The sequence below is a fragment of the Pseudomonas sp. Os17 genome (assembly GCF_001547895.1).
In the GTDB taxonomy this organism is placed as follows: domain Bacteria; phylum Pseudomonadota; class Gammaproteobacteria; order Pseudomonadales; family Pseudomonadaceae; genus Aquipseudomonas.
Genome location: NZ_AP014627.1, coordinates 1,837,768 through 1,855,607 on the forward strand (window position 1 = coordinate 1,837,768; position 17,840 = coordinate 1,855,607).

The window sequence follows — 17,840 nt, forward strand, 5'->3', positions numbered from 1 at the left end:
GGTCGCTTTATGTCGTCCAGCAGTGATGAGTCCCACAGCGAACTGATTCGCGCCCGGGACGTCGAGGGTTTTGACGTCTGGGCGCTGCCCAGTTTCGATCCCGAGCCGCCCGAGCCGGAGCCGGAGCCTGAAGAGATTCCGGAAGAGATCGAGGAAGTGCCGCTGGAGGAAGTCCAGCCGCTGACCCTTGAAGAGCTCGAGAGCATTCGTCAGGAAGCCTATAACGAAGGTTTTGCCACCGGCGAGAAAGAAGGCTTCCACAGCACTACGCTCAAGGTCCGGCAGGAAGCTGAAGTCGCTCTGGTCGCCAAGTTGCAGGCCCTCGAGCAACTGATGGTCAACCTGTTCGAGCCGATTGCCGAGCAGGACATGCAGATCGAGAAAACCCTGGTGGAACTGGTCAAGCATGTCGCCCGTGAGGTGATCCAGCGTGAATTGGCGATGGATTCCAGCCAGATCGAGCACGTCATGCGCGAAGCCCTCAAGCTGCTGCCCCTGGGTGTCGGCAATGTGCGTCTCTACGTCAATCCGCAGGACTTCGAGCAGGTCAAGAGCCTGCGCGAGCGGCATGAGGAAAGCTGGCGCATCGTCGAAGACGAGGCACTGCTGCCTGGCGGCTGTCGGGTCGAAACCGAGCACAGTCGCATCGATGCCAGCGTCGAAACCCGCATTACCCAAGCCATGGATCAATTGTTCGATCGGATGCACGAGCAGTCGCTGCACCCGGGCGCTGCGGACCTGAGCCTGGATCTGGGGCCGCGGACGCCGTCGGTGGCGGATATCGATCCCGAGCAATCTTTCGTCACCGAGCACCCCGAGCCTGCGGAAGCCGCTGATGCGCCTTGAACGCACCAGTTTCGGCAAGCGTCTGGGGAGCTACGCCGAGGCCGTCAAGCTGCCTGGTCAGCCCATCCTGGAGGGGCGTCTGCTGCGCATGGTCGGCCTGACCCTGGAAGCGGAAGGATTGCGTGCCGCCATGGGCACTCGTTGCCTGGTGATCAACGATGACAGCTATCACCCGGTCCAAGTCGAGGCCGAGGTCATGGGGTTCTCCGGAGGCAAGGTGTTCCTGATGCCGGTGGGCAGTGTCGCCGGGATTGCGCCGGGTGCCCGGGTGGTGCCTCAGGCCGACACCGGGCGCCTGCCCATGGGCATGAGCATGCTCGGACGCGTGCTGGATGGCGCCGGTCGGGCGCTGGACGGCAAGGGCTCCATGCGCGCCGAAGACTGGGTGCCGATGGATGGTCCAACCATCAACCCCCTCAAGCGCGATCCCATCAGTCAGCCGCTGGATGTGGGGATTCGCAGCATCAACGGTTTATTGACGGTGGGGCGCGGCCAGCGTCTTGGCCTGTTCGCCGGTACCGGTGTGGGCAAGAGTGTGCTGCTGGGGATGATGACCCGCTTCACCGAGGCCGACATTATCGTGGTCGGGCTGATCGGTGAGCGGGGGCGTGAGGTCAAGGAGTTCATCGAACACATCCTGGGCGAAGAAGGCCTCAAGCGTTCGGTGGTGGTGGCTTCGCCGGCGGACGACGCGCCGCTGATGCGGTTGCGGGCGGCAATGTACTGCACGCGGATCGCCGAATATTTTCGCGACAAGGGCAAGAATGTCCTGTTGCTGATGGATTCCCTGACTCGTTTCGCCCAGGCACAGCGGGAAATCGCCCTGGCCATTGGCGAGCCGCCCGCCACCAAGGGTTATCCGCCTTCGGTGTTCGCCAAGCTGCCCAAGCTGGTGGAGCGGGCCGGTAACGCCGAGGCCGGCGGTGGTTCGATCACGGCCTTCTACACCGTGCTGTCGGAGGGCGATGACCAGCAGGATCCTATCGCCGACTCGGCCCGAGGCGTGCTCGACGGGCATATCGTGCTGTCCCGGCGCCTGGCGGAGGAAGGGCATTATCCCGCCATCGACATCGAAGCCTCCATCAGCCGGGTCATGCCGGCGGTGATCAGCCCCGACAACATGGCGCGGGCCCAGTACTTCAAGCAGTTGTGGTCGCGTTATCAGCAGGCGCGGGATCTGATCAGCGTCGGCGCCTACGTGGCAGGCGGTGATCGCGACACCGACACGGCGATTTCCCTGCAGCCGGCCATGGTTGCCTACCTGCGCCAGGGGCTGAACGACAACGTCAGCCTGGGCCACAGCCAAACCCATCTGGAGATGCTTTTCGCTCCGGCGGCGGGCGGTTAACCGGCCATGGCCGATAGCCGTGCGGCGCGCCTGGCGCCGGTGGTGGACATGGCTGAAAGCGCCGAGCGTACCGCTGCCCAGCGCCTGGAGTACTTCCATGGCCAGGTGCGCGTGGCCGAGAGCAAGCTGGGGGATCTGGAGCGCTTTCGCGGCGATTACCAGGAGCAGTGGGTCGAGCGCGGCAAGCTGGGCGTCAGCGGTCACTGGCTGATGAACTACCAGTACTTTCTCAGTCAGTTGGACACGGCGGTGGCCCAGCAGCGGCAAAGCCTGGCCTGGCATCAGAACAACCTCGATCGCGCGCGGGAGGCCTGGCAGCAGGCTTATGCCCGGGTGGAAGGGCTGCGCAAGCTGGTGCAGCGCTACATTGACGAGGCTCGGGCGCTTGAGGACAAGCGCGAACAGAAGTTGCTGGATGAACTTTCCCAGCGTCTGCCCCGTCAGAATCCCTACTGATTGCGCTCATTTTTCGTCTGCAGGTTGTTCGTCTGCCCGGTGGGTGCTAAACCTTTTAAACGTCGTCAATGACAAGGAAGCAGTCACATGTCGGTCGTTACAGAAATATCCCCGGACGGTCAGAAACTCACGATCTCCATCCGTGGGCGCTTTGATTTCGGGCGTCATCAGGAGTTTCGCGAATCCTATGAGCGGCTCAATCGGACACCGGAGTCCATCGTGGTGGATCTCAAGGAAGCCACCTACCTCGACAGCTCTGCCCTGGGCATGCTGCTACTGCTGCGTGACCATGCCGGCGGTGACAATGCCGATGTCCGGGTGATCAACAGCAACTCGGATGTGCGCAAGATTCTCGCCATCTCCAATTTCGACAAGCTTTTCGATATCAGTTGAGCGGGCTGCGCTCGATGGCCGAGCCCCTGTGTGTGCTGATTGCCGAAGATGGCGCGGCGGATCGTCTGCTGCTGTCCGGCATTATCCGGCGCCAGGGGCATCAGGTACTGGTGGCCGGCAATGGCGCCGAGGCCCTGGCGCTGTTCGAGCAGCAGCGGCCACAGATCGTGCTGATGGATGCGCTGATGCCGGTGATGGACGGCTTCGAGGCGGCGCGGCGGATCAAGGCCCTGGCGGGCGAGACCCTGGTACCGATCATCTTTCTGACCTCCCTGAGTGAGAGCGAGGCGCTCGCCCGTTGTCTGGAGGCGGGCGGCGACGACTTTCTGGCCAAGCCTTACAACCCGGTCATCCTGGGCGCCAAGATCAACGCCATGGATCGATTGCGCCGCCTGCAGGAAACCGTGCTGGCCCAGCGCGATCAGATCACCCGTCACCACGATTACCTGCTCAACGAGCAGCGAGTGGCCAAGGCGGTGTTCGACAAGGTGGCCCACTCCGGCTGCCTGGATGCGCCGAACATCCGCTATCTGCAATCGCCTTATGCGCTGTTCAACGGCGATCTGTTGCTGGCGGCCTATACCCCGGCGGGGGACATGCATGTGCTGCTGGGGGATTTCACCGGGCACGGATTGCCTGCGGCCGTCGGGGCGATGCCTCTGGCCGAAGTGTTCTATGGCATGACCGCCAAGGGCTACGGTTTGCCGGAAACCCTGCGGGAGATGAACGCCAAGCTCAAGCGCATCCTGCCGGTGGACATGTTTTGTTGCGCGACCCTGTTGTGCCTGAGCTACCAGCGACGGTCGGTGGAGGTGTGGAACGGCGGCATGCCCGAGGGCTACCTGTATCGCCATGCCGGTGATGCGCGCACGCCCCTGGTGGCGCGGCATCTGCCCCTTGGCATATTGAGTGCCGAGGCGTTCGAGGATCGTACCGAGGTGTTCTCCATGATGCCCGGAGATCGGGTGTTCCTGCTGTCCGACGGGGTGATCGACACCTGCAATGCCGAGGAGGAGCTGTTTGGCGTGGAACGACTGCATCGGGTGTTCGCCGCCAACCGCCAGCCGGAGCGACTGTTCGAGGAGGTCCAGCAGGCCCTGGAGAGCTTTGGCGGCAGTGCCCGGGACGATGTGAGCATGGTCGAGGTCGGGTTGCCGGAGTTTCCCAGGTTGACGCCGCCAGCCCCGGTGTACTCCGACAGCGGCCAGTCCTGTCCACTGGATTGGTCGTTGAGCTTCGAGTTTCGCGCGGCCACCCTCAAGCGCTTCAATCCGCTGCCATACCTGTTGCAACTGCTGCTTGAAGTGCATGGCCTGCGCTCCCAGAGCGGGGCTCTTTACAGTGTCCTGGCCGAGCTCTATTCCAATGCTCTGGAGCATGGAGTGCTCAAGCTCGACTCCCGGCTCAAGCGCGATGCCGAGGGGTTTACCCGCTACTACCGCGAGCGTGCGACGCGGCTGGAGCAGTTGCAGGAAGGGTTTGTCCGGGTGCACCTGCAGGTACAGCCGCTGGAGGCGGGAGGGCGTCTGGTGGTGCGGGTCGAAGACAGTGGCGAGGGCTTTGATGTGGCGGCCGTTCTGGCCCGTCCCAACGATGCCGGACGGTTTTCGGGGCGTGGCGTCAGCCTGATCCGACAGATGAGCCGCGAGGCTCTGTGGTCGGACGATGGGCGCAGTGTCTGCGTGGAGTTTTCCTGGGACGCTCTGGCATAATCCCGAAGTTTCTTGATCAAGGAGTGAACAAGTGGCTGAGATCCATCTGGACCACACGGTGCTCAATGCATTGCAGGAAGTCATGGAGGATGAATACCCCGTCCTGCTGGACACGTTCGTCTGCGATTCCGAGGAGCGGGTGCGGTTGTTGCACCAGTCCGAGGACGCTCTGCAACTGGTGGCCACCGCTCACAGCCTCAAGGGCAGCAGCAGCAACATGGGGGCCATCCGCCTGGCGGAACTCTGCCATGAGCTGGAGTTGCGGGCCGGGCAGTCCGCCACTGACGGCATAGCTCGCCTGGTAGGGGAGATTGATGGCGAGTTCGCCATTGTCCGGCGCTTGTGCGAGCAGGAACTGCAGCGCTTTCACTGTTGAGCAATATTTTTTCAGCGGGTTGACGAAACTGGCTCGACCTTTGCAATAAAGTTTCCCGACTGTACCTACGATCCCCGTGCAGCGGAGACTGTCCCATGGCTGTTACCCCTAATACGCTTCTTCAGGCCACCGCTCAGGCCAGCGCTAAGTCCAAGACTCAAGCGACTCCTGCCAGCCCCCTGGCAAGCGTTGCCGAGCCTGGTGACAAGGCGTCCAGCTTCGCCCAGCTCTATGCCAAGGAGGCCCAGAGCCAGCCGCTGAGCAAGTCGCCGACCTTTGCCGACAACTCGCCCAGGCCGGTGCGTGACAAGGGCGCCGACAATAGTCCAAAGAAAGATGTCGCCAGCAATCAGTCTGCCGCGTCGCAGCCCGTGGTTGCCGATAGCGGCAAATCCTTGCCTGCCGACAAGTCGACGAGCAGCGACAGCAAAACGGCCAGCGCCGCCAGTGACGACAGTAAGCCGGCCGACAGCAAGTCGGCTGATAGCCAGTCGGTCGATAACTCCCAGGCCGATGCTTCGGTAAATCCGGCACCGCTGGACCCTGGTCTGTTGCCGGCCATCCAGCCCCAGCCTCAGGTTGCCGAAGTGCCGCCGGTGGCAGCGCCGCAACCTCAGGTTGAAGTGCCCGTGGTGGTGCCGGCAGTGGTGGCCGCGGCAGTGCCGGCGGTGGCCCCTGCGGCCGAGCCGCCCAAGGCCGTGTTCGACCCCGAGGCCGATCCTCTGGATGCCATGCCGGCAGTGCGCCTGGCCATGGAGCAGGGCGGTCACGTCTCGGCTTCCAGTCAGTCTCAGCCTAAGGCCGCACCGGCGAGCGCCAATACTGAGGGTCAGTTGGCGTCGGTGCAGAATTTCGCCAATGCCATGGTCGGCATGTTGGAGCAGCAGGCCGGCAAAGGCGGTACTGAGCAAGGCGGTGAAAAGGCCTTCACCGGTCTGATTGCCGATGGCCTGAAAGACCTCAAGGGGGCTTCCAGCGATACCCGGGTGGATGATTTCGCCAATCGCCTGGCGGCTCTGACTCAGGCGGCAACGCCCAAGACCGCCAACGCGGTGCCGGTCAACCAGCCCCTGGCCATGCACCAGAGCGGCTGGACCGATGAAGTGGTCAACCGGGTGATGTACCTGTCCAGTGCCAACCTCAAGTCGGCGGACATCCAGTTGCAGCCTGCGGAGCTGGGGCGCCTGGATATTCGCGTGCACATGATCCCCGACCAGCAGACCCAGGTGACCTTCATGAGTGCCCATGCCGGCGTCCGCGAAGCCCTGGAGGGGCAGATGCACCGCATGCGGGACATGTTCAACCAGCAGGGGCTGGGGCAGGTGGACGTCAACGTATCCGATCAGTCCCGCGGCTGGCAGGGGCAGGAGCAGGCCCAGCAGGAACAGGCCCGTCGCAGTGGCTCCAGCACCCGTGGCACAAGCCTGGACGGTGGCGACGAAGAGTTGCCCCATGGCGTGGCTGAAGTGGCCGCGCCCGTGCAGACGGTCATTGGTACCAGCGCGGTCGACTATTACGCTTGATTGAGTGACAAAGGGGTCGTGGCGATCCGCTCGCCATGGCCCTTGCTTCTCCCTCCCCGCAGCTCATCCCCGCATTCCAGACAAATCTGGCATAACACTTGCTCTTGCCTTGCCGTGCGACTGTGAACCCCCGAATAGTGACGGATTATTGGCATGGCGAAGAGCGAAGCAGCAGAGAAACCCACCGCAGGGAAAAGCAAACTCAAGCTTATCCTCTTGATTGTCCTGGCGTTGTTGCTGGCCATCGGCCTGTCGGTCGGCGCCACCTGGTATTTCATGCACAGCTCCCAGAGCAAGCCCGCCCCGGCCGCGGAAACCGCCAGCAATGTCAAGCCGGCGGCGATCTACGAGCCCATGGCTCCGGCCTTTGTCGCCAACTACACGCAGAATGGCCGGCAGCGCTACATGCAGGTGAGCATTACCCTGCTGGCGCGCAACCAGGCCGATCTGGATGCGCTGAAAGTGCACATGCCGGTGATCCGCAACAACCTGGTAATGCTTTTCTCCGGACAGAATTTCGACACCCTGGCGACTCCGGTCGGTCAGGAAATGCTCCGCCAGAAGGCTACGGCCAGCGTCCAGGAAGTGGCGCAGAAAGAGGTGGGCAAAGTGGTGGTCGAGCAGTTGCTCTTTACTAACTTCGTACTGCAGTAGGAACACGACATGGCCGTGCAGGACCTGCTGTCCCAGGATGAGATCGACGCACTGTTGCATGGTGTCGACGACGGTCTGGTACAGACCGAACACGCTGCCGAACCCGGCAGTGTCAAAAGCTACGACCTGACCAGCCAGGATCGCATCGTCCGCGGACGCATGCCGACCCTGGAAATGATCAACGAGCGTTTCGCCCGCTATACAAGGATCAGCATGTTCAACATGCTGCGTCGTTCCGCCGATGTGGCGGTAGGTGGCGTGCAGGTCATGAAGTTCGGTGAGTACGTGCACTCGCTGTACGTGCCCACCAGCCTCAACCTGGTGAAGATCAAGCCGCTGCGTGGCACGGCGCTGTTCATTCTCGACGCCAAGCTGGTGTTCAAGCTGGTGGACAACTTCTTCGGTGGCGACGGCCGTCACGCCAAGATCGAAGGGCGTGAATTCACCCCGACCGAGCTGCGGGTGGTGCGCATGGTGCTGGAGCAGGCCTTCGTCGATCTGAAGGAAGCCTGGCAGGCGATCATGCCGGTCAACTTCGAGTACATAAACTCCGAAGTGAACCCGGCCATGGCCAACATCGTCGGTCCCAGCGAGGCCATCGTGGTGTCGACCTTCCATATCGAACTCGATGGCGGTGGCGGCGACCTGCACGTGACCATGCCGTACTCGATGATCGAGCCGATCCGGGAAATGCTCGACGCCGGCTTCCAGTCCGACCTGGACGACCAGGACGAGCGCTGGAGCAAGGCCCTGCGCGAGGACGTGCTGGATGTGGCCGTACCGCTGAGCGCCACCGTGGCTCGTCGTCAGTTGCGCCTGCGGGACATCCTGCACATGCAGCCGGGCGATGTGATCCCGGTGGAGCTGCCGGAAGACATGATCATGCGCGCCAACGGCGTACCGTCGTTCAAGGTCAAGCTGGGTTCCCACAAGGGCAACCTGGCGCTGCAAGTGATCGAGCCGATCGAGCGCCGTTGAGCGGCGCTCCAACCTGTTTGCTGTTCAATGAATTTTTGCCCGTCGAGGACCCATGATGGCTGACGAAATTAACTCCCAGGACGACCAGGCACTGGCCGACGAATGGGCTGCTGCACTGGAAGAAACCGGTGATGCCGGTCAAGCGGATATCGACGCTCTGTTGGCGGCCGATGCTGGGGCGGCGTCAAGTTCCGGGCGTTTGCAGATGGAAGAGTTCGGCAGCGTGCCCAAGAGTCACGAGCCGGTCACTCTGGATGGCCCCAACCTGGATGTGATTCTCGACATTCCGGTGTCGATCTCCATGGAAGTGGGCAGCACCGATATCAACATCCGCAACCTGTTGCAGCTCAACCAGGGTTCGGTGATCGAGCTTGACCGCCTGGCCGGCGAGCCGCTGGACGTGCTGGTCAACGGCACCCTGATCGCACACGGCGAAGTGGTGGTGGTCAACGAAAAGTTCGGCATTCGCCTGACCGACGTGATCAGCCCCAGCGAACGCATCAAGAAGCTGCGCTAAGTGAACAAGCTGCCTGGCGTTGTGCTCGGTTTGCCTCTGAGCGCCCTGGCTGCGGAGCCGGTGGCGAGTGCCGCGGCTGCAGCGCCCGCAGTGGGCAGCGTCAGTGGCCAGCTGACCCAGCTGGTGCTGGGGCTACTGCTGGTGATTGGGCTGATCTTCTTCCTCGCCTGGCTGTTGCGCCGGGTGCAGCAGGCCGGTCCTGCGGGCAAGGGCCAGGTGATCGAACTGATCGGCTCCCGCGCATTGGGGCCGCGGGATCGCCTGGTGCTGGTGCAGGTGGGCAATGAGCAGGTTCTGCTGGGCCTGACCCCGGGCACCATCACTGCGTTGCATGTACTCAAAGAGCCGGTGCAGGTGCCCAGTGCCGAGCAGGCGACGCCCGAGTTCGCCCAGCGCCTGATGGAGCTGTTGGGCAAGGATCAGAAGGATAAGAAGTAATGCCGTTGCGCATCATCTTGACGTTGGCACTGATGTTGGCGGCGCCACTGGCGCTGGCCGCCGACCCGTTGTCGATCCCGGCGATCACCCTTGGCACCAACGCCAGCGGCCAGCAGGAATACTCGGTCAGCCTGCAGATTCTGCTGATCATGACCGCGCTGAGCTTCATCCCGGCGTTCGTCATGCTGATGACCAGCTTTACCCGGATCATCATTGTCTTCTCGATCCTGCGTCAGGCCCTGGGCCTGCAGCAGACCCCATCGAACCAGATCCTCACCGGCATGGCGCTGTTCCTCACCATGTTCATCATGGCGCCGGTATTCGATCGGGTGAATCAGGATGCCTTGCAGCCCTACCTGGCGGAAAAACTCACCGCCCAGGATGCGGTGGCCAAGGCGCAGGTGCCGATCAAGGACTTCATGCTGGCGCAGACCCGCAGCAGTGACCTGGAGCTGTTCATGCGCCTGTCCAAGCGCACCGACATCGCCAGTCCCGACCAGGCGCCGCTGACCATTCTGGTGCCGGCCTTCGTCACCTCCGAGCTCAAGACCGCGTTCCAGATCGGCTTCATGATCTTCATCCCGTTCCTGATCATCGACCTGGTGGTGGCCAGTGTGCTGATGGCGATGGGGATGATGATGCTCTCGCCGCTGATCATTTCCCTGCCGTTCAAGATCATGCTGTTCGTTCTGGTGGACGGCTGGGCATTGATCATCGGCACCTTGGCGGGCAGTTTCGGCGGTGTCTAAAACCTTGTTAGCGGGTACTCGACAATGACTCCTGAAGTCGCGGTAGACCTGTTTCGCGAAGCGCTCTGGCTGACCACCATGATGGTGGCGGTGCTGGTGGTGCCCAGCCTGCTGGTGGGCTTGATGGTGGCCATGTTCCAGGCGGCCACCCAGATCAACGAGCAGACCCTGAGCTTTCTGCCGCGCCTGCTGGTGATGCTGGTGACCCTGATCGTCGCCGGCCCCTGGCTGGTGCAAACCTTCATGGAATACATCCGTCAGTTGTACGGCAGTATTCCTCAGCTGATCGGCTGAGCCGATGTCCCTGCTGGCGTTGACCGACACCCAGATCAGTACCTGGGTGGCGAGCTTCATGCTGCCGCTGTTCCGGGTCACTTCGCTGCTGATGGTGATGCCGATCTTCGGTACCACCCTGGTGCCGCGTCGCGTGCGTCTGTACTTCGCCCTGGCGATTACCGTGGTCATCGCTCCGGGCCTACCGCCCATGCCCGAGGTGCATGCCCTGGACCTCAGCGGCCTGCTGCTGATTGCCGAGCAGATCCTGATCGGCGCGGTGCTGGGCTTCTCGCTGCAGTTGTTCTTCCAGTCCTTCGTGGTTGCCGGGCAGATCGTGGCGATCCAGATGGGCATGGGCTTCGCCTCCATGGTCGACCCCACCAACGGCGTGTCGGTGGCGGTGATCGGGCAGTTCTTCACCATGCTGGTGAGCTTGCTGTTCCTGGCCATGAACGGCCATCTGGTGGTGTTCGAGGTACTCACCGAGAGCTTTACCACGCTGCCTGTTGGGGGCGGCCTGATGGTCAATCACTACTGGGAGCTGGCGGGCAAGCTGGGCTGGGTGCTGGGGGCGGCGCTGCTGCTGGTGCTGCCGGCGATCACGGCCCTGCTGGTGGTCAACATCGCCTTTGGCGTGATGACCCGGGCGGCGCCGCAGTTGAACATCTTCTCCATCGGTTTCCCGCTGACCCTGGTGCTGGGCATGGCCATCGTCTGGATCAGCCTGGCCGACATTCTCAACCAGTATCAACCGCTGGCCTCCGAGGCCCTGCAGTTCTTACGCGAACTGGCAAAGGCGCGCTGAGCCATGGCCGAGAGCGAAAGCGGTCAGGACAAGACAGAAGACCCCACGGAGAAGCGCAAGAAGGACTCCCGGGAAAAGGGCGAGATCGCTCGTTCCAAGGAGCTCAATACCCTGGCGATCATGTTGGCGGGGGCGGGCGGTCTGCTGGTGTATGGCGGTGGCCTGGCCCAGGACCTGCTGGAAATCATGCGCCTGAATTTTTCCTTGCCCCGGGAGGTGCTGCTCAGCCCGGGAGCCATGGGGCAGTACCTGCTGCACTCGGGCAAGATCGCCATCCTGGCGGTGCAGCCGGTGCTTTTGACCTTGCTGCTGGCGGCCATCATCGGTCCGATTTCCCTGGGGGGCTGGCTGTTCGCGGGCAAGAGCCTGGCGCCCAAGTTCAGTCGGATGAACCCGGCCGCCGGCCTCAAGCGGATGTTTGCCTTCTCGGCGGTGATCGAATTGCTCAAGGCCCTGGCCAAGTTCGGTCTGGTGCTGTTCGTGGCGCTTTCGGTGTTGTCGTCGGACATTGACGACCTGCTGCGGATCGCCCACGAACCCCTCGAGCTGGCGATCATCCACAGCGTCCAGGTGGTGGGCTGGAGTACCTTGTGGATGGCGTGCGGGCTGATCCTGATCGCCGCGGTGGATGTGCCGGTGCAGATGTATCAGGCCCACAAGAAACTGCTGATGACCAAGCAGGAAGTGCGTGACGAGCACAAGGATCAGGAGGGGCGGCCCGAGGTCAAGCAGCGGATTCGCCAGACTCAGCGCGAGATGTCCCAGCGGCGGATGATGGCCGCGATTCCCGAGGCCGACGTGGTCATCACCAACCCGACCCACTACGCCGTGGCTCTCAAGTACGACGCCGAGAAGGGCGGGGCGCCAGTGCTGCTGGCCAAGGGCAGCGATTTTCTGGCCTTGAAGATCCGCGAAATTGCCGTGGCCCATGAAGTGATGCTGCTGGAATCCCCGGCGCTGGCGCGTTCGATCTACTACTCCACCGAACTTGAGGAAGAGATCCCGGCGGGCCTGTACCTGGCGGTGGCTCAGGTCCTGGCCTACGTCTACCAGATCCGTCAGCATCGCGCGGGCAAGGGCAAGCGCCCCGATCCGCTCAAGGATCTGCCGATTCCGCCAGACTTGCGGCGTGACACGTCCGGCAAGCAATCCCCCGGCGGCCCGGTGGAGCCTCTCTAGGTACGGGTATCCAGGGGCGGGCATCGACCGGGCGCGGCTTTATCGGCGAACGGGACCTGATTCAGTCAGAAAAATGGCTAATTGCCATTATCTGGCCTTGTAACCCTGGCTCCTGCAGCTGACCTGCGTCGTCCCTCTTGCCCATGAGGGTGGCCTCGCGATCTTGTCCGTCGACACCCGGATTCCTTCAGGTTCAGGGCGCGATCACGCTCTGCGGCAAAGTTGGAAGGCTTCTTGCAGTAGCAGCCCCGTGCCGCTTCAGGCGTCAAAAGTTTGCTTTACGGAACGGGGTAAATCGGTGGATCGCTCTCAGTTAATCAGCACGGCTCGCAGTAACCTGGCTGACCTCGGTCGAGGCAACCTGGGTGTACCGGTGCTGCTGTTGGTCATGCTGGCCATGATGATGCTGCCGGTGCCGGCGTTCCTGCTGGACGTGTTCTTCACCTTCAACATCGCCCTGTCGATCGTGGTCCTGCTGGTTTGCGTGTATGCCCTGCGGCCGTTGGACTTTGCCGTGTTCCCCACCATCCTGCTGGTGGCGACGCTGTTGCGTCTGGCGCTCAACGTGGCCTCGACCCGGGTGGTCATGCTTCACGGCCAGGAGGGCCATGCCGCCGCCGGTAAGGTGATCCAGGCCTTCGGTGAGGTGGTGATCGGCGGCAACTACGTGGTCGGTATCGTGGTCTTCGCGATCCTCATGATCATCAACTTCGTGGTCGTGACCAAGGGTGCCGGACGGATCTCCGAGGTGAGCGCACGCTTCACCCTGGATGCCATGCCCGGTAAGCAGATGGCCATCGACGCTGACTTGAACGCCGGCCTGATCGACCAGAACCAGGCCAAGCTGCGCCGTCTGGAAGTGGCCCAGGAGGCCGAGTTCTACGGCTCCATGGACGGTGCCAGCAAGTTCGTCCGCGGTGACGCCATCGCCGGTCTGCTGATTCTCTTCATCAACCTGATCGGCGGCATGGCGGTCGGTATCTTCCAGCACAACATGAGCTTTGCCGATGCCGGCAAGGTTTACGCCTTGCTGACCATCGGTGACGGTTTGGTGGCGCAGTTGCCATCGCTGTTGCTGTCCACCGCGGCGGCCATCATGGTCACCCGGGCTTCGGGTTCCGAAGAGATGGGCAAGCAGATCAACCGGCAGATGTTCGCCTCGCCCAAGGCGCTGGCGGTGGCGGCGGGGTTGATGGCGGTGATGGGGCTGGTGCCGGGCATGCCGCACTTCTCCTTCCTGAGCCTGGCGGCGGTGGCCGGCGGCGCGGCGTATCTGGTCTGGAGAAAGCAGAATCTGGTCAAGCTCAAGGCGCAGGAAGAGATCCAGCGTCAGCAGGATCTGCTGCCGTCTCCGGCCCGGGCCATGGAAACCAAGGAGCTGGGCTGGGACGACGTGACTCCGATCGACATGATCGGCCTGGAAGTGGGTTATCGCCTGATTCCCCTGGTGGATCGCAACCAGGGTGGGCAGTTGCTGGCGCGGATCAAGGGGGTGCGCAAGAAGCTCTCCCAGGACCTGGGTTTCCTCATGCCCACCGTGCATATCCGCGACAACCTGGACCTGGCGCCCAGCGCCTATCGCCTGACGCTGATGGGGGTGATCCTGGCCGAGGCCGAGATCTACCCGGATCGCGAGCTGGCGATCAACCCGGGGCAGGTCTACGGCACCCTCAACGGCATTTCCGCCCGGGATCCGGCCTTCGGCCTGGAGGCGGTGTGGATCGAGATCAGCCAGCGGCCCCAGGCGCAGTCCCTGGGCTACACCGTGGTGGACGCCAGTACCGTGGTCGCCACCCACTTGAACCAGATTCTCTACAAGCACTCCAGCGAGCTGATCGGTCACGAGGAAGTGCAGCAACTGATGCAACTGCTGGCCAAGAGTTCGCCAAAGCTGGCGGAAGAACTGGTGCCGGGGGTGCTGTCGCTGTCACAACTGCTCAAGGTGTTGCAGGCGCTGCTGGCCGAACAGGTGCCGGTGCGGGACATCCGCAGCATCGCCGAGGCCATCGCCAACAATGCCGCCAAGAGTCAAGATACTGCCGCTTTGGTCGCGGCGGTTCGCGTCGGACTGTCTCGTGCAATCGTCCAAAGCATTGTAGGCACTGAGTCTGAGCTGCCTGTGATCACCTTGGAGCCAAGGTTGGAACAAATTTTGCTCAGCAGTTTGCAGAAGGCAGGACAAGGCCAGGAAGAAGGCGTTCTGCTGGAGCCAAGCATGGCTGAGAAGCTGCAACGTTCGCTGATCGAAGCGGCGCAGCGTCAAGAGATGCAAGGTCAACCGGTGATTCTGTTGGTAGCGGGTCCGGTCCGCGCCATGCTTTCGCGGTTCGGGCGTCTCGCCGTTCCAGGTTTGCATGTGCTGGCGTACCAGGAAATTCCCGACAACAAGCAAGTGACCATCGTTGCGACAGTAGGGCCCAACGGCTGAGGTAGTGGGTTATGCAAGTTAAGCGTTTTTTCGCCGCCGATATGCGTCAGGCCATGAAACTGGTTCGTGATGAGTTGGGCGCTGAAGCTGCCATCATCGGCAACCGGCGGATTGCCGGCGGGGTCGAGCTGACGGCTGCCCTGGATTACAAGTTGTCGGCCCTGTCGCCACGGGTTCCGAACATGGAGCTTGAGGACGAGCTGCGCAAGACTCAGTCGCGGATCGTCACCGCCCAGGCCGAACTGAGCCTGCGGGGCGAGGGCGACAACGCCTCGATCACCAATCGCCAGCTGTTCGCCGGCCTGCCGCTGACCGCTGCCGAACCGCTGATCGAGCCGACCCTGACCGAGCGTCCGCGTCCGGCCCCGGCGCCAGTCGCACCGGCTGCGGATTCCCGCGCGCTGGACTCGATGCGTTTCGAGCTCAACGGCCTGCGCGAGCTGCTGGAAGTGCAGCTCGGTTCCCTGGCCTGGAGCCAATTGCAGGGCAGTCGCCCGGAGCAGGCCAACCTCTGGCGCCGTCTGCAGCGCATCGGCCTGTCCGGTCCGCTAGCCCGTGATCTGCTGGCATTGATCACCGATATCGACGAGCCGCGCCAGGCCTGGCGTATGCTGCTGGCGCACCTGGCGCGGATGATCCTGACGCCGGAAGTCGAGCCCCTGGAAGAAGGTGGCGTAATTGCCATGGTCGGCCCCGCCGGCATGGGCAAGACCACCACCCTGGCCAAGCTGGCCGCACGCTATGTACTCAAGTACGGCGCACAGAACATTGCCCTGGTCAGCATGGACAGCTTCCGTATCGGCGCCCAGGAGCAGCTCAAGACGTTGGGGCGTATCCTCAATGTCTCGGTGACCCATGTCGATCCTGGCCAATCCCTGGCCCAGGCGCTGGACCCGCTGCTGCGCAAGCGCGTGGTGCTGATCGACACCGCCGGCCTGCAGGCCAGCGACCCGGCATTGCGCATGCAGCTGGAAAGCCTGGCCGGTCGCGGGATCCGCGCGAAGAACTATCTGGTGCTGGCGACCACCAGCCAGAAGCAGGTGCTGACCGCCGCCTACCACAGCTACAAGCGCTGCGGTCTGGCCGGTTGCATCCTGACTAAACTGGATGAAACAGCCAGTCTTGGCGAGGTCTTGAGCCTGGCCATCAGTCATGAATTGCCGGTCGCCTATCTGACCGACGGCCCGCGGATTCCTGACGATTTGCACCTGCCTCGCCGGCATCAGTTGGTGAGCCGCGCAGTGAGCGTGCAGATGCAGGAAGAACCCAGCGAAGAAGCCATGGCCGACATGTTCGCTGACCTCTACCACAGCCCGACCAAGCGGGTCGGCTGAGTTAGACATGAAAAGATTGCAGTGTATCTACATCGATGGTCTGCCATGCATTGTTCCAACGGTGAACGCGCAGCCAGTTATGTGGCCCCGTCTAAGTAAGACAAGGTAAAGAAAGAACATGGGCAGCATGCATCCCGTACAGGTGATTGCGGTGACCGGCGGCAAGGGTGGCGTCGGCAAGACTAATGTGTCAGTGAACTTGTCCCTGGCTCTGGCTGAGCTCGGCCGGCGGGTCTTGCTGCTGGACGCCGACTTGGGACTGGCCAACGTCGATGTCCTGCTGGGCCTGACACCCAAGCGCACCCTGGCGGATGTCATCGAAGGGCGCTGTGAGTTGCGCGATGTGCTGCTCCAGGGCCCCGGCGGTATCCGTATCGTCCCGGCCGCCTCCGGTACCCAAAGCATGGTGCACCTGAGTCCCGCCCAGCATGCCGGCCTGATCCAGGCCTTCAGCGACATCGGCGACAACCTCGATGTGCTGGTGATCGATACCGCTGCGGGTATTGGTGACTCGGTAGTCAGTTTTGTACGCGCGGCCCAGGAAGTGTTGCTGGTGGTCTGCGACGAACCGACTTCGATCACCGATGCCTATGCGCTGATCAAGTTGCTCAACCGCGACTACGGCATGAACCGTTTCCGGGTCCTGGCCAACATGGCCCAAAGTCCTCAGGAAGGGCGCAACCTGTTTGCAAAATTGACCAAGGTCACGGATCGCTTTCTGGACGTAGCCTTACAATACGTCGGCGCAGTTCCCTACGACGAAAGCGTGCGCAAGGCCGTGCAAAAGCAGCGTGCGGTCTATGAAGCCTTTCCTCGTTCGAAGTGTGCATTGGCGTTCAAGGCCATCGCGCAAAAAGTCGATACCTGGCCGTTGCCGGCGAACCCACGCGGGCATCTGGAGTTTTTTGTCGAGCGCCTAGTGCATCAAACAGCGGGACCGGTGCTATGACTGCCAGCGGCTACAACCTCTACAAGAAGTCGGCACGTGACAGCCAATATGAATTGATCGAGCGCTACGCGCCTCTGGTCAAGCGCATTGCCTATCACTTGCTGGCGCGGTTGCCGGCCAGTGTTCAGGTGGAAGACCTGATTCAGGCCGGAATGATCGGTTTGCTGGAAGTGTCGACCAAGTACGACGCGAGCAAGGGGGCGAGTTTCGAAACCTATGCGGGTATCCGTATCCGCGGGGCGATGCTCGACGAGGTTCGCAAAGGCGACTGGGCACCGCGTTCGGTGCACCGTAATACACGCATGGTCAGCGATGCCATTCGTGCAATTGAAGCTAAAACCGGTCGTGACGCTAAAGATCACGAAGTTGCGGCCGAACTTCAATTGAGTCTCGACGATTATTACGGGATTTTGAACGACACCTTGGGCAGCCGTCTGTTCAGTTTCGACGACCTGTTGCAGGACGGCGAACATGAAGGGCTGCATGAGGATGGCGCCAGTGCTCATCTCGAGCCGTCACGGGACCTGGAGGATGAACGCTTCCAGGCTGCCTTGGCGGATGCGATTGCCAATTTGCCGGAGCGCGAGCGACTGGTGTTGGCGCTGTACTACGACGAAGAACTGAATCTCAAGGAAATCGGTGAGGTCCTGGGGGTCAGCGAATCGCGGGTCAGCCAGTTACACAGCCAGTGCGCGGCCCGTTTGCGGGGGCGTTTGGGGGAGTGGCGAGCGCGCTGACAGGCAGTGTGGGGACACTGCGATCGGGACCGGTAAGGCAAGCGCTGCGCCGGTCTTGCAGTATGTGCTCCATGCAGTCGTTGTGTGTTATGCCGAATTGATTGAATGGCGCGTTCAGGTGCTGGATGCGTTTAAGACTGCT

Annotated in this window: 19 protein-coding genes; all 19 read left to right on the forward strand. The window is 62.3% G+C overall.

Annotated elements, in window-relative coordinates:
• Positions 1-9 precede the first annotated feature (9 nt).
• The 19 genes from fliH to fliA all read left to right on the forward strand — a co-directional run bounded on the left by fliH (position 10) and on the right by fliA (position 17,698).
• On the forward strand, positions 10-846 hold the full coding sequence (gene fliH / locus POS17_RS08255) for a flagellar assembly protein FliH (protein ID WP_060838145.1): 837 nt from the start codon (positions 10-12) through the stop codon (positions 844-846).
• Entirely contained in the window at positions 836-2,194 is a 1,359-nt protein-coding gene (gene fliI / locus POS17_RS08260; protein WP_060838146.1) for a flagellar protein export ATPase FliI, read from the forward strand. The genes fliH and fliI overlap by 11 nt, the downstream gene beginning before the upstream one ends.
• A 6-nt stretch (positions 2,195-2,200) precedes the next feature.
• Positions 2,201-2,650: a flagellar export protein FliJ gene (gene fliJ / locus POS17_RS08265; RefSeq protein ID WP_016963162.1), complete on the forward strand. Its 450-nt coding sequence runs from the start codon at positions 2,201-2,203 to the stop codon at positions 2,648-2,650.
• A gap of 87 nt (positions 2,651-2,737) precedes the next feature.
• The gene (locus POS17_RS08270) at positions 2,738-3,043 is read left to right on the forward strand and encodes an STAS domain-containing protein (RefSeq protein ID WP_011059979.1); all 306 of its coding nucleotides are present in this window, start codon (positions 2,738-2,740) and stop codon (positions 3,041-3,043) included.
• A gap of 14 nt (positions 3,044-3,057) precedes the next feature.
• Entirely contained in the window at positions 3,058-4,755 is a 1,698-nt protein-coding gene (locus POS17_RS08275; RefSeq protein WP_193790982.1) for an ATP-binding SpoIIE family protein phosphatase, read from the forward strand.
• A gap of 31 nt (positions 4,756-4,786) precedes the next feature.
• The gene (locus POS17_RS08280) at positions 4,787-5,131 is read left to right on the forward strand and encodes an Hpt domain-containing protein (RefSeq protein ID WP_060838147.1); all 345 of its coding nucleotides are present in this window, start codon (positions 4,787-4,789) and stop codon (positions 5,129-5,131) included.
• Positions 5,132-5,226: 95 nt separating this feature from the next.
• Positions 5,227-6,654 carry a flagellar hook-length control protein FliK gene (locus POS17_RS08285; RefSeq protein WP_060838148.1) on the forward strand — a complete coding sequence of 476 codons (1,428 nt, stop codon included), beginning with the start codon at positions 5,227-5,229 and terminating at the stop codon, positions 6,652-6,654.
• A 153-nt stretch (positions 6,655-6,807) separates the two neighbouring features.
• Positions 6,808-7,308 (forward strand): flagellar basal body-associated protein FliL, encoded by a 501-nt coding sequence (gene fliL, locus POS17_RS08290; RefSeq protein ID WP_060838149.1) that lies wholly within the window; start codon positions 6,808-6,810, stop codon positions 7,306-7,308.
• A gap of 9 nt (positions 7,309-7,317) precedes the next feature.
• Positions 7,318-8,286, forward strand: a complete 969-nt coding sequence (gene fliM, locus POS17_RS08295; RefSeq protein WP_011059984.1) for a flagellar motor switch protein FliM — start codon at positions 7,318-7,320, stop codon at positions 8,284-8,286.
• A gap of 55 nt (positions 8,287-8,341) precedes the next feature.
• Positions 8,342-8,803 carry a flagellar motor switch protein FliN gene (gene fliN, locus POS17_RS08300; RefSeq protein ID WP_042940599.1) on the forward strand — a complete coding sequence of 154 codons (462 nt, stop codon included), beginning with the start codon at positions 8,342-8,344 and terminating at the stop codon, positions 8,801-8,803.
• Positions 8,804-9,241, forward strand: a complete 438-nt coding sequence (fliO, locus tag POS17_RS08305) for a flagellar biosynthetic protein FliO (RefSeq protein ID WP_060838150.1) — start codon at positions 8,804-8,806, stop codon at positions 9,239-9,241. It begins immediately after the preceding gene.
• On the forward strand, positions 9,241-9,990 hold the full coding sequence (gene fliP, locus POS17_RS08310) for a flagellar type III secretion system pore protein FliP (protein ID WP_011059987.1): 750 nt from the start codon (positions 9,241-9,243) through the stop codon (positions 9,988-9,990). The genes fliO and fliP overlap by 1 nt, the downstream gene beginning before the upstream one ends.
• 24 nt (positions 9,991-10,014) lie before the next feature.
• Entirely contained in the window at positions 10,015-10,284 is a 270-nt protein-coding gene (gene fliQ / locus POS17_RS08315; RefSeq protein ID WP_011059988.1) for a flagellar biosynthesis protein FliQ, read from the forward strand.
• 4 nt (positions 10,285-10,288) lie between these two features.
• Entirely contained in the window at positions 10,289-11,071 is a 783-nt protein-coding gene (gene fliR, locus POS17_RS08320) for a flagellar biosynthetic protein FliR (protein WP_060838151.1), read from the forward strand.
• A 3-nt stretch (positions 11,072-11,074) separates the two neighbouring features.
• Positions 11,075-12,250, forward strand: coding sequence for a flagellar biosynthesis protein FlhB (gene flhB / locus POS17_RS08325; RefSeq protein ID WP_060838152.1), 1,176 nt, complete (start codon positions 11,075-11,077; stop codon positions 12,248-12,250).
• A 298-nt stretch (positions 12,251-12,548) separates the two neighbouring features.
• On the forward strand, positions 12,549-14,678 hold the full coding sequence (gene flhA, locus POS17_RS08330; protein WP_060838153.1) for a flagellar biosynthesis protein FlhA: 2,130 nt from the start codon (positions 12,549-12,551) through the stop codon (positions 14,676-14,678).
• An 11-nt stretch (positions 14,679-14,689) separates the two neighbouring features.
• Entirely contained in the window at positions 14,690-16,012 is a 1,323-nt protein-coding gene (gene flhF / locus POS17_RS08335; protein ID WP_060838154.1) for a flagellar biosynthesis protein FlhF, read from the forward strand.
• A 118-nt stretch (positions 16,013-16,130) separates the two neighbouring features.
• Complete coding sequence (gene fleN, locus POS17_RS08340; protein ID WP_016963180.1) at positions 16,131-16,961, forward strand: flagellar synthesis regulator FleN; 831 nt, start codon at positions 16,131-16,133, stop codon at positions 16,959-16,961.
• Positions 16,958-17,698 (forward strand): RNA polymerase sigma factor FliA, encoded by a 741-nt coding sequence (gene fliA / locus POS17_RS08345; RefSeq protein WP_011060003.1) that lies wholly within the window; start codon positions 16,958-16,960, stop codon positions 17,696-17,698. The genes fleN and fliA overlap by 4 nt, the downstream gene beginning before the upstream one ends.
• The last annotated feature ends 142 nt before the right edge of the window (positions 17,699-17,840 follow it).

Excerpts from the sequence above, each read along its gene's own strand:
- fliH (WP_060838145.1), top strand. The coding sequence starts at position 10 with ATGTCGTCCAGCAGTGATGAGTCCCACAGCGAACTGATTCGCGCCCGG.
- fliI (WP_060838146.1), top strand. The coding sequence starts at position 836 with ATGCGCCTTGAACGCACCAGTTTCGGCAAGCGTCTGGGGAGCTACGCC.
- fliJ (WP_016963162.1), top strand. The coding sequence starts at position 2,201 with ATGGCCGATAGCCGTGCGGCGCGCCTGGCGCCGGTGGTGGACATGGCT.
- POS17_RS08270 (WP_011059979.1), top strand. The coding sequence starts at position 2,738 with ATGTCGGTCGTTACAGAAATATCCCCGGACGGTCAGAAACTCACGATC.
- POS17_RS08275 (WP_193790982.1), top strand. The coding sequence starts at position 3,058 with ATGGCCGAGCCCCTGTGTGTGCTGATTGCCGAAGATGGCGCGGCGGAT.
- POS17_RS08285 (WP_060838148.1), top strand. The coding sequence starts at position 5,227 with ATGGCTGTTACCCCTAATACGCTTCTTCAGGCCACCGCTCAGGCCAGC.
- fliL (WP_060838149.1), top strand. The coding sequence starts at position 6,808 with ATGGCGAAGAGCGAAGCAGCAGAGAAACCCACCGCAGGGAAAAGCAAA.
- fliM (WP_011059984.1), top strand. The coding sequence starts at position 7,318 with ATGGCCGTGCAGGACCTGCTGTCCCAGGATGAGATCGACGCACTGTTG.
- fliN (WP_042940599.1), top strand. The coding sequence starts at position 8,342 with ATGGCTGACGAAATTAACTCCCAGGACGACCAGGCACTGGCCGACGAA.
- fliP (WP_011059987.1), top strand. The coding sequence starts at position 9,241 with ATGCCGTTGCGCATCATCTTGACGTTGGCACTGATGTTGGCGGCGCCA.
- fliQ (WP_011059988.1), top strand. The coding sequence starts at position 10,015 with ATGACTCCTGAAGTCGCGGTAGACCTGTTTCGCGAAGCGCTCTGGCTG.
- fliR (WP_060838151.1), top strand. The coding sequence starts at position 10,289 with ATGTCCCTGCTGGCGTTGACCGACACCCAGATCAGTACCTGGGTGGCG.
- flhB (WP_060838152.1), top strand. The coding sequence starts at position 11,075 with ATGGCCGAGAGCGAAAGCGGTCAGGACAAGACAGAAGACCCCACGGAG.
- flhF (WP_060838154.1), top strand. The coding sequence starts at position 14,690 with ATGCAAGTTAAGCGTTTTTTCGCCGCCGATATGCGTCAGGCCATGAAA.
- fleN (WP_016963180.1), top strand. The coding sequence starts at position 16,131 with ATGGGCAGCATGCATCCCGTACAGGTGATTGCGGTGACCGGCGGCAAG.
- fliA (WP_011060003.1), top strand. The coding sequence starts at position 16,958 with ATGACTGCCAGCGGCTACAACCTCTACAAGAAGTCGGCACGTGACAGC.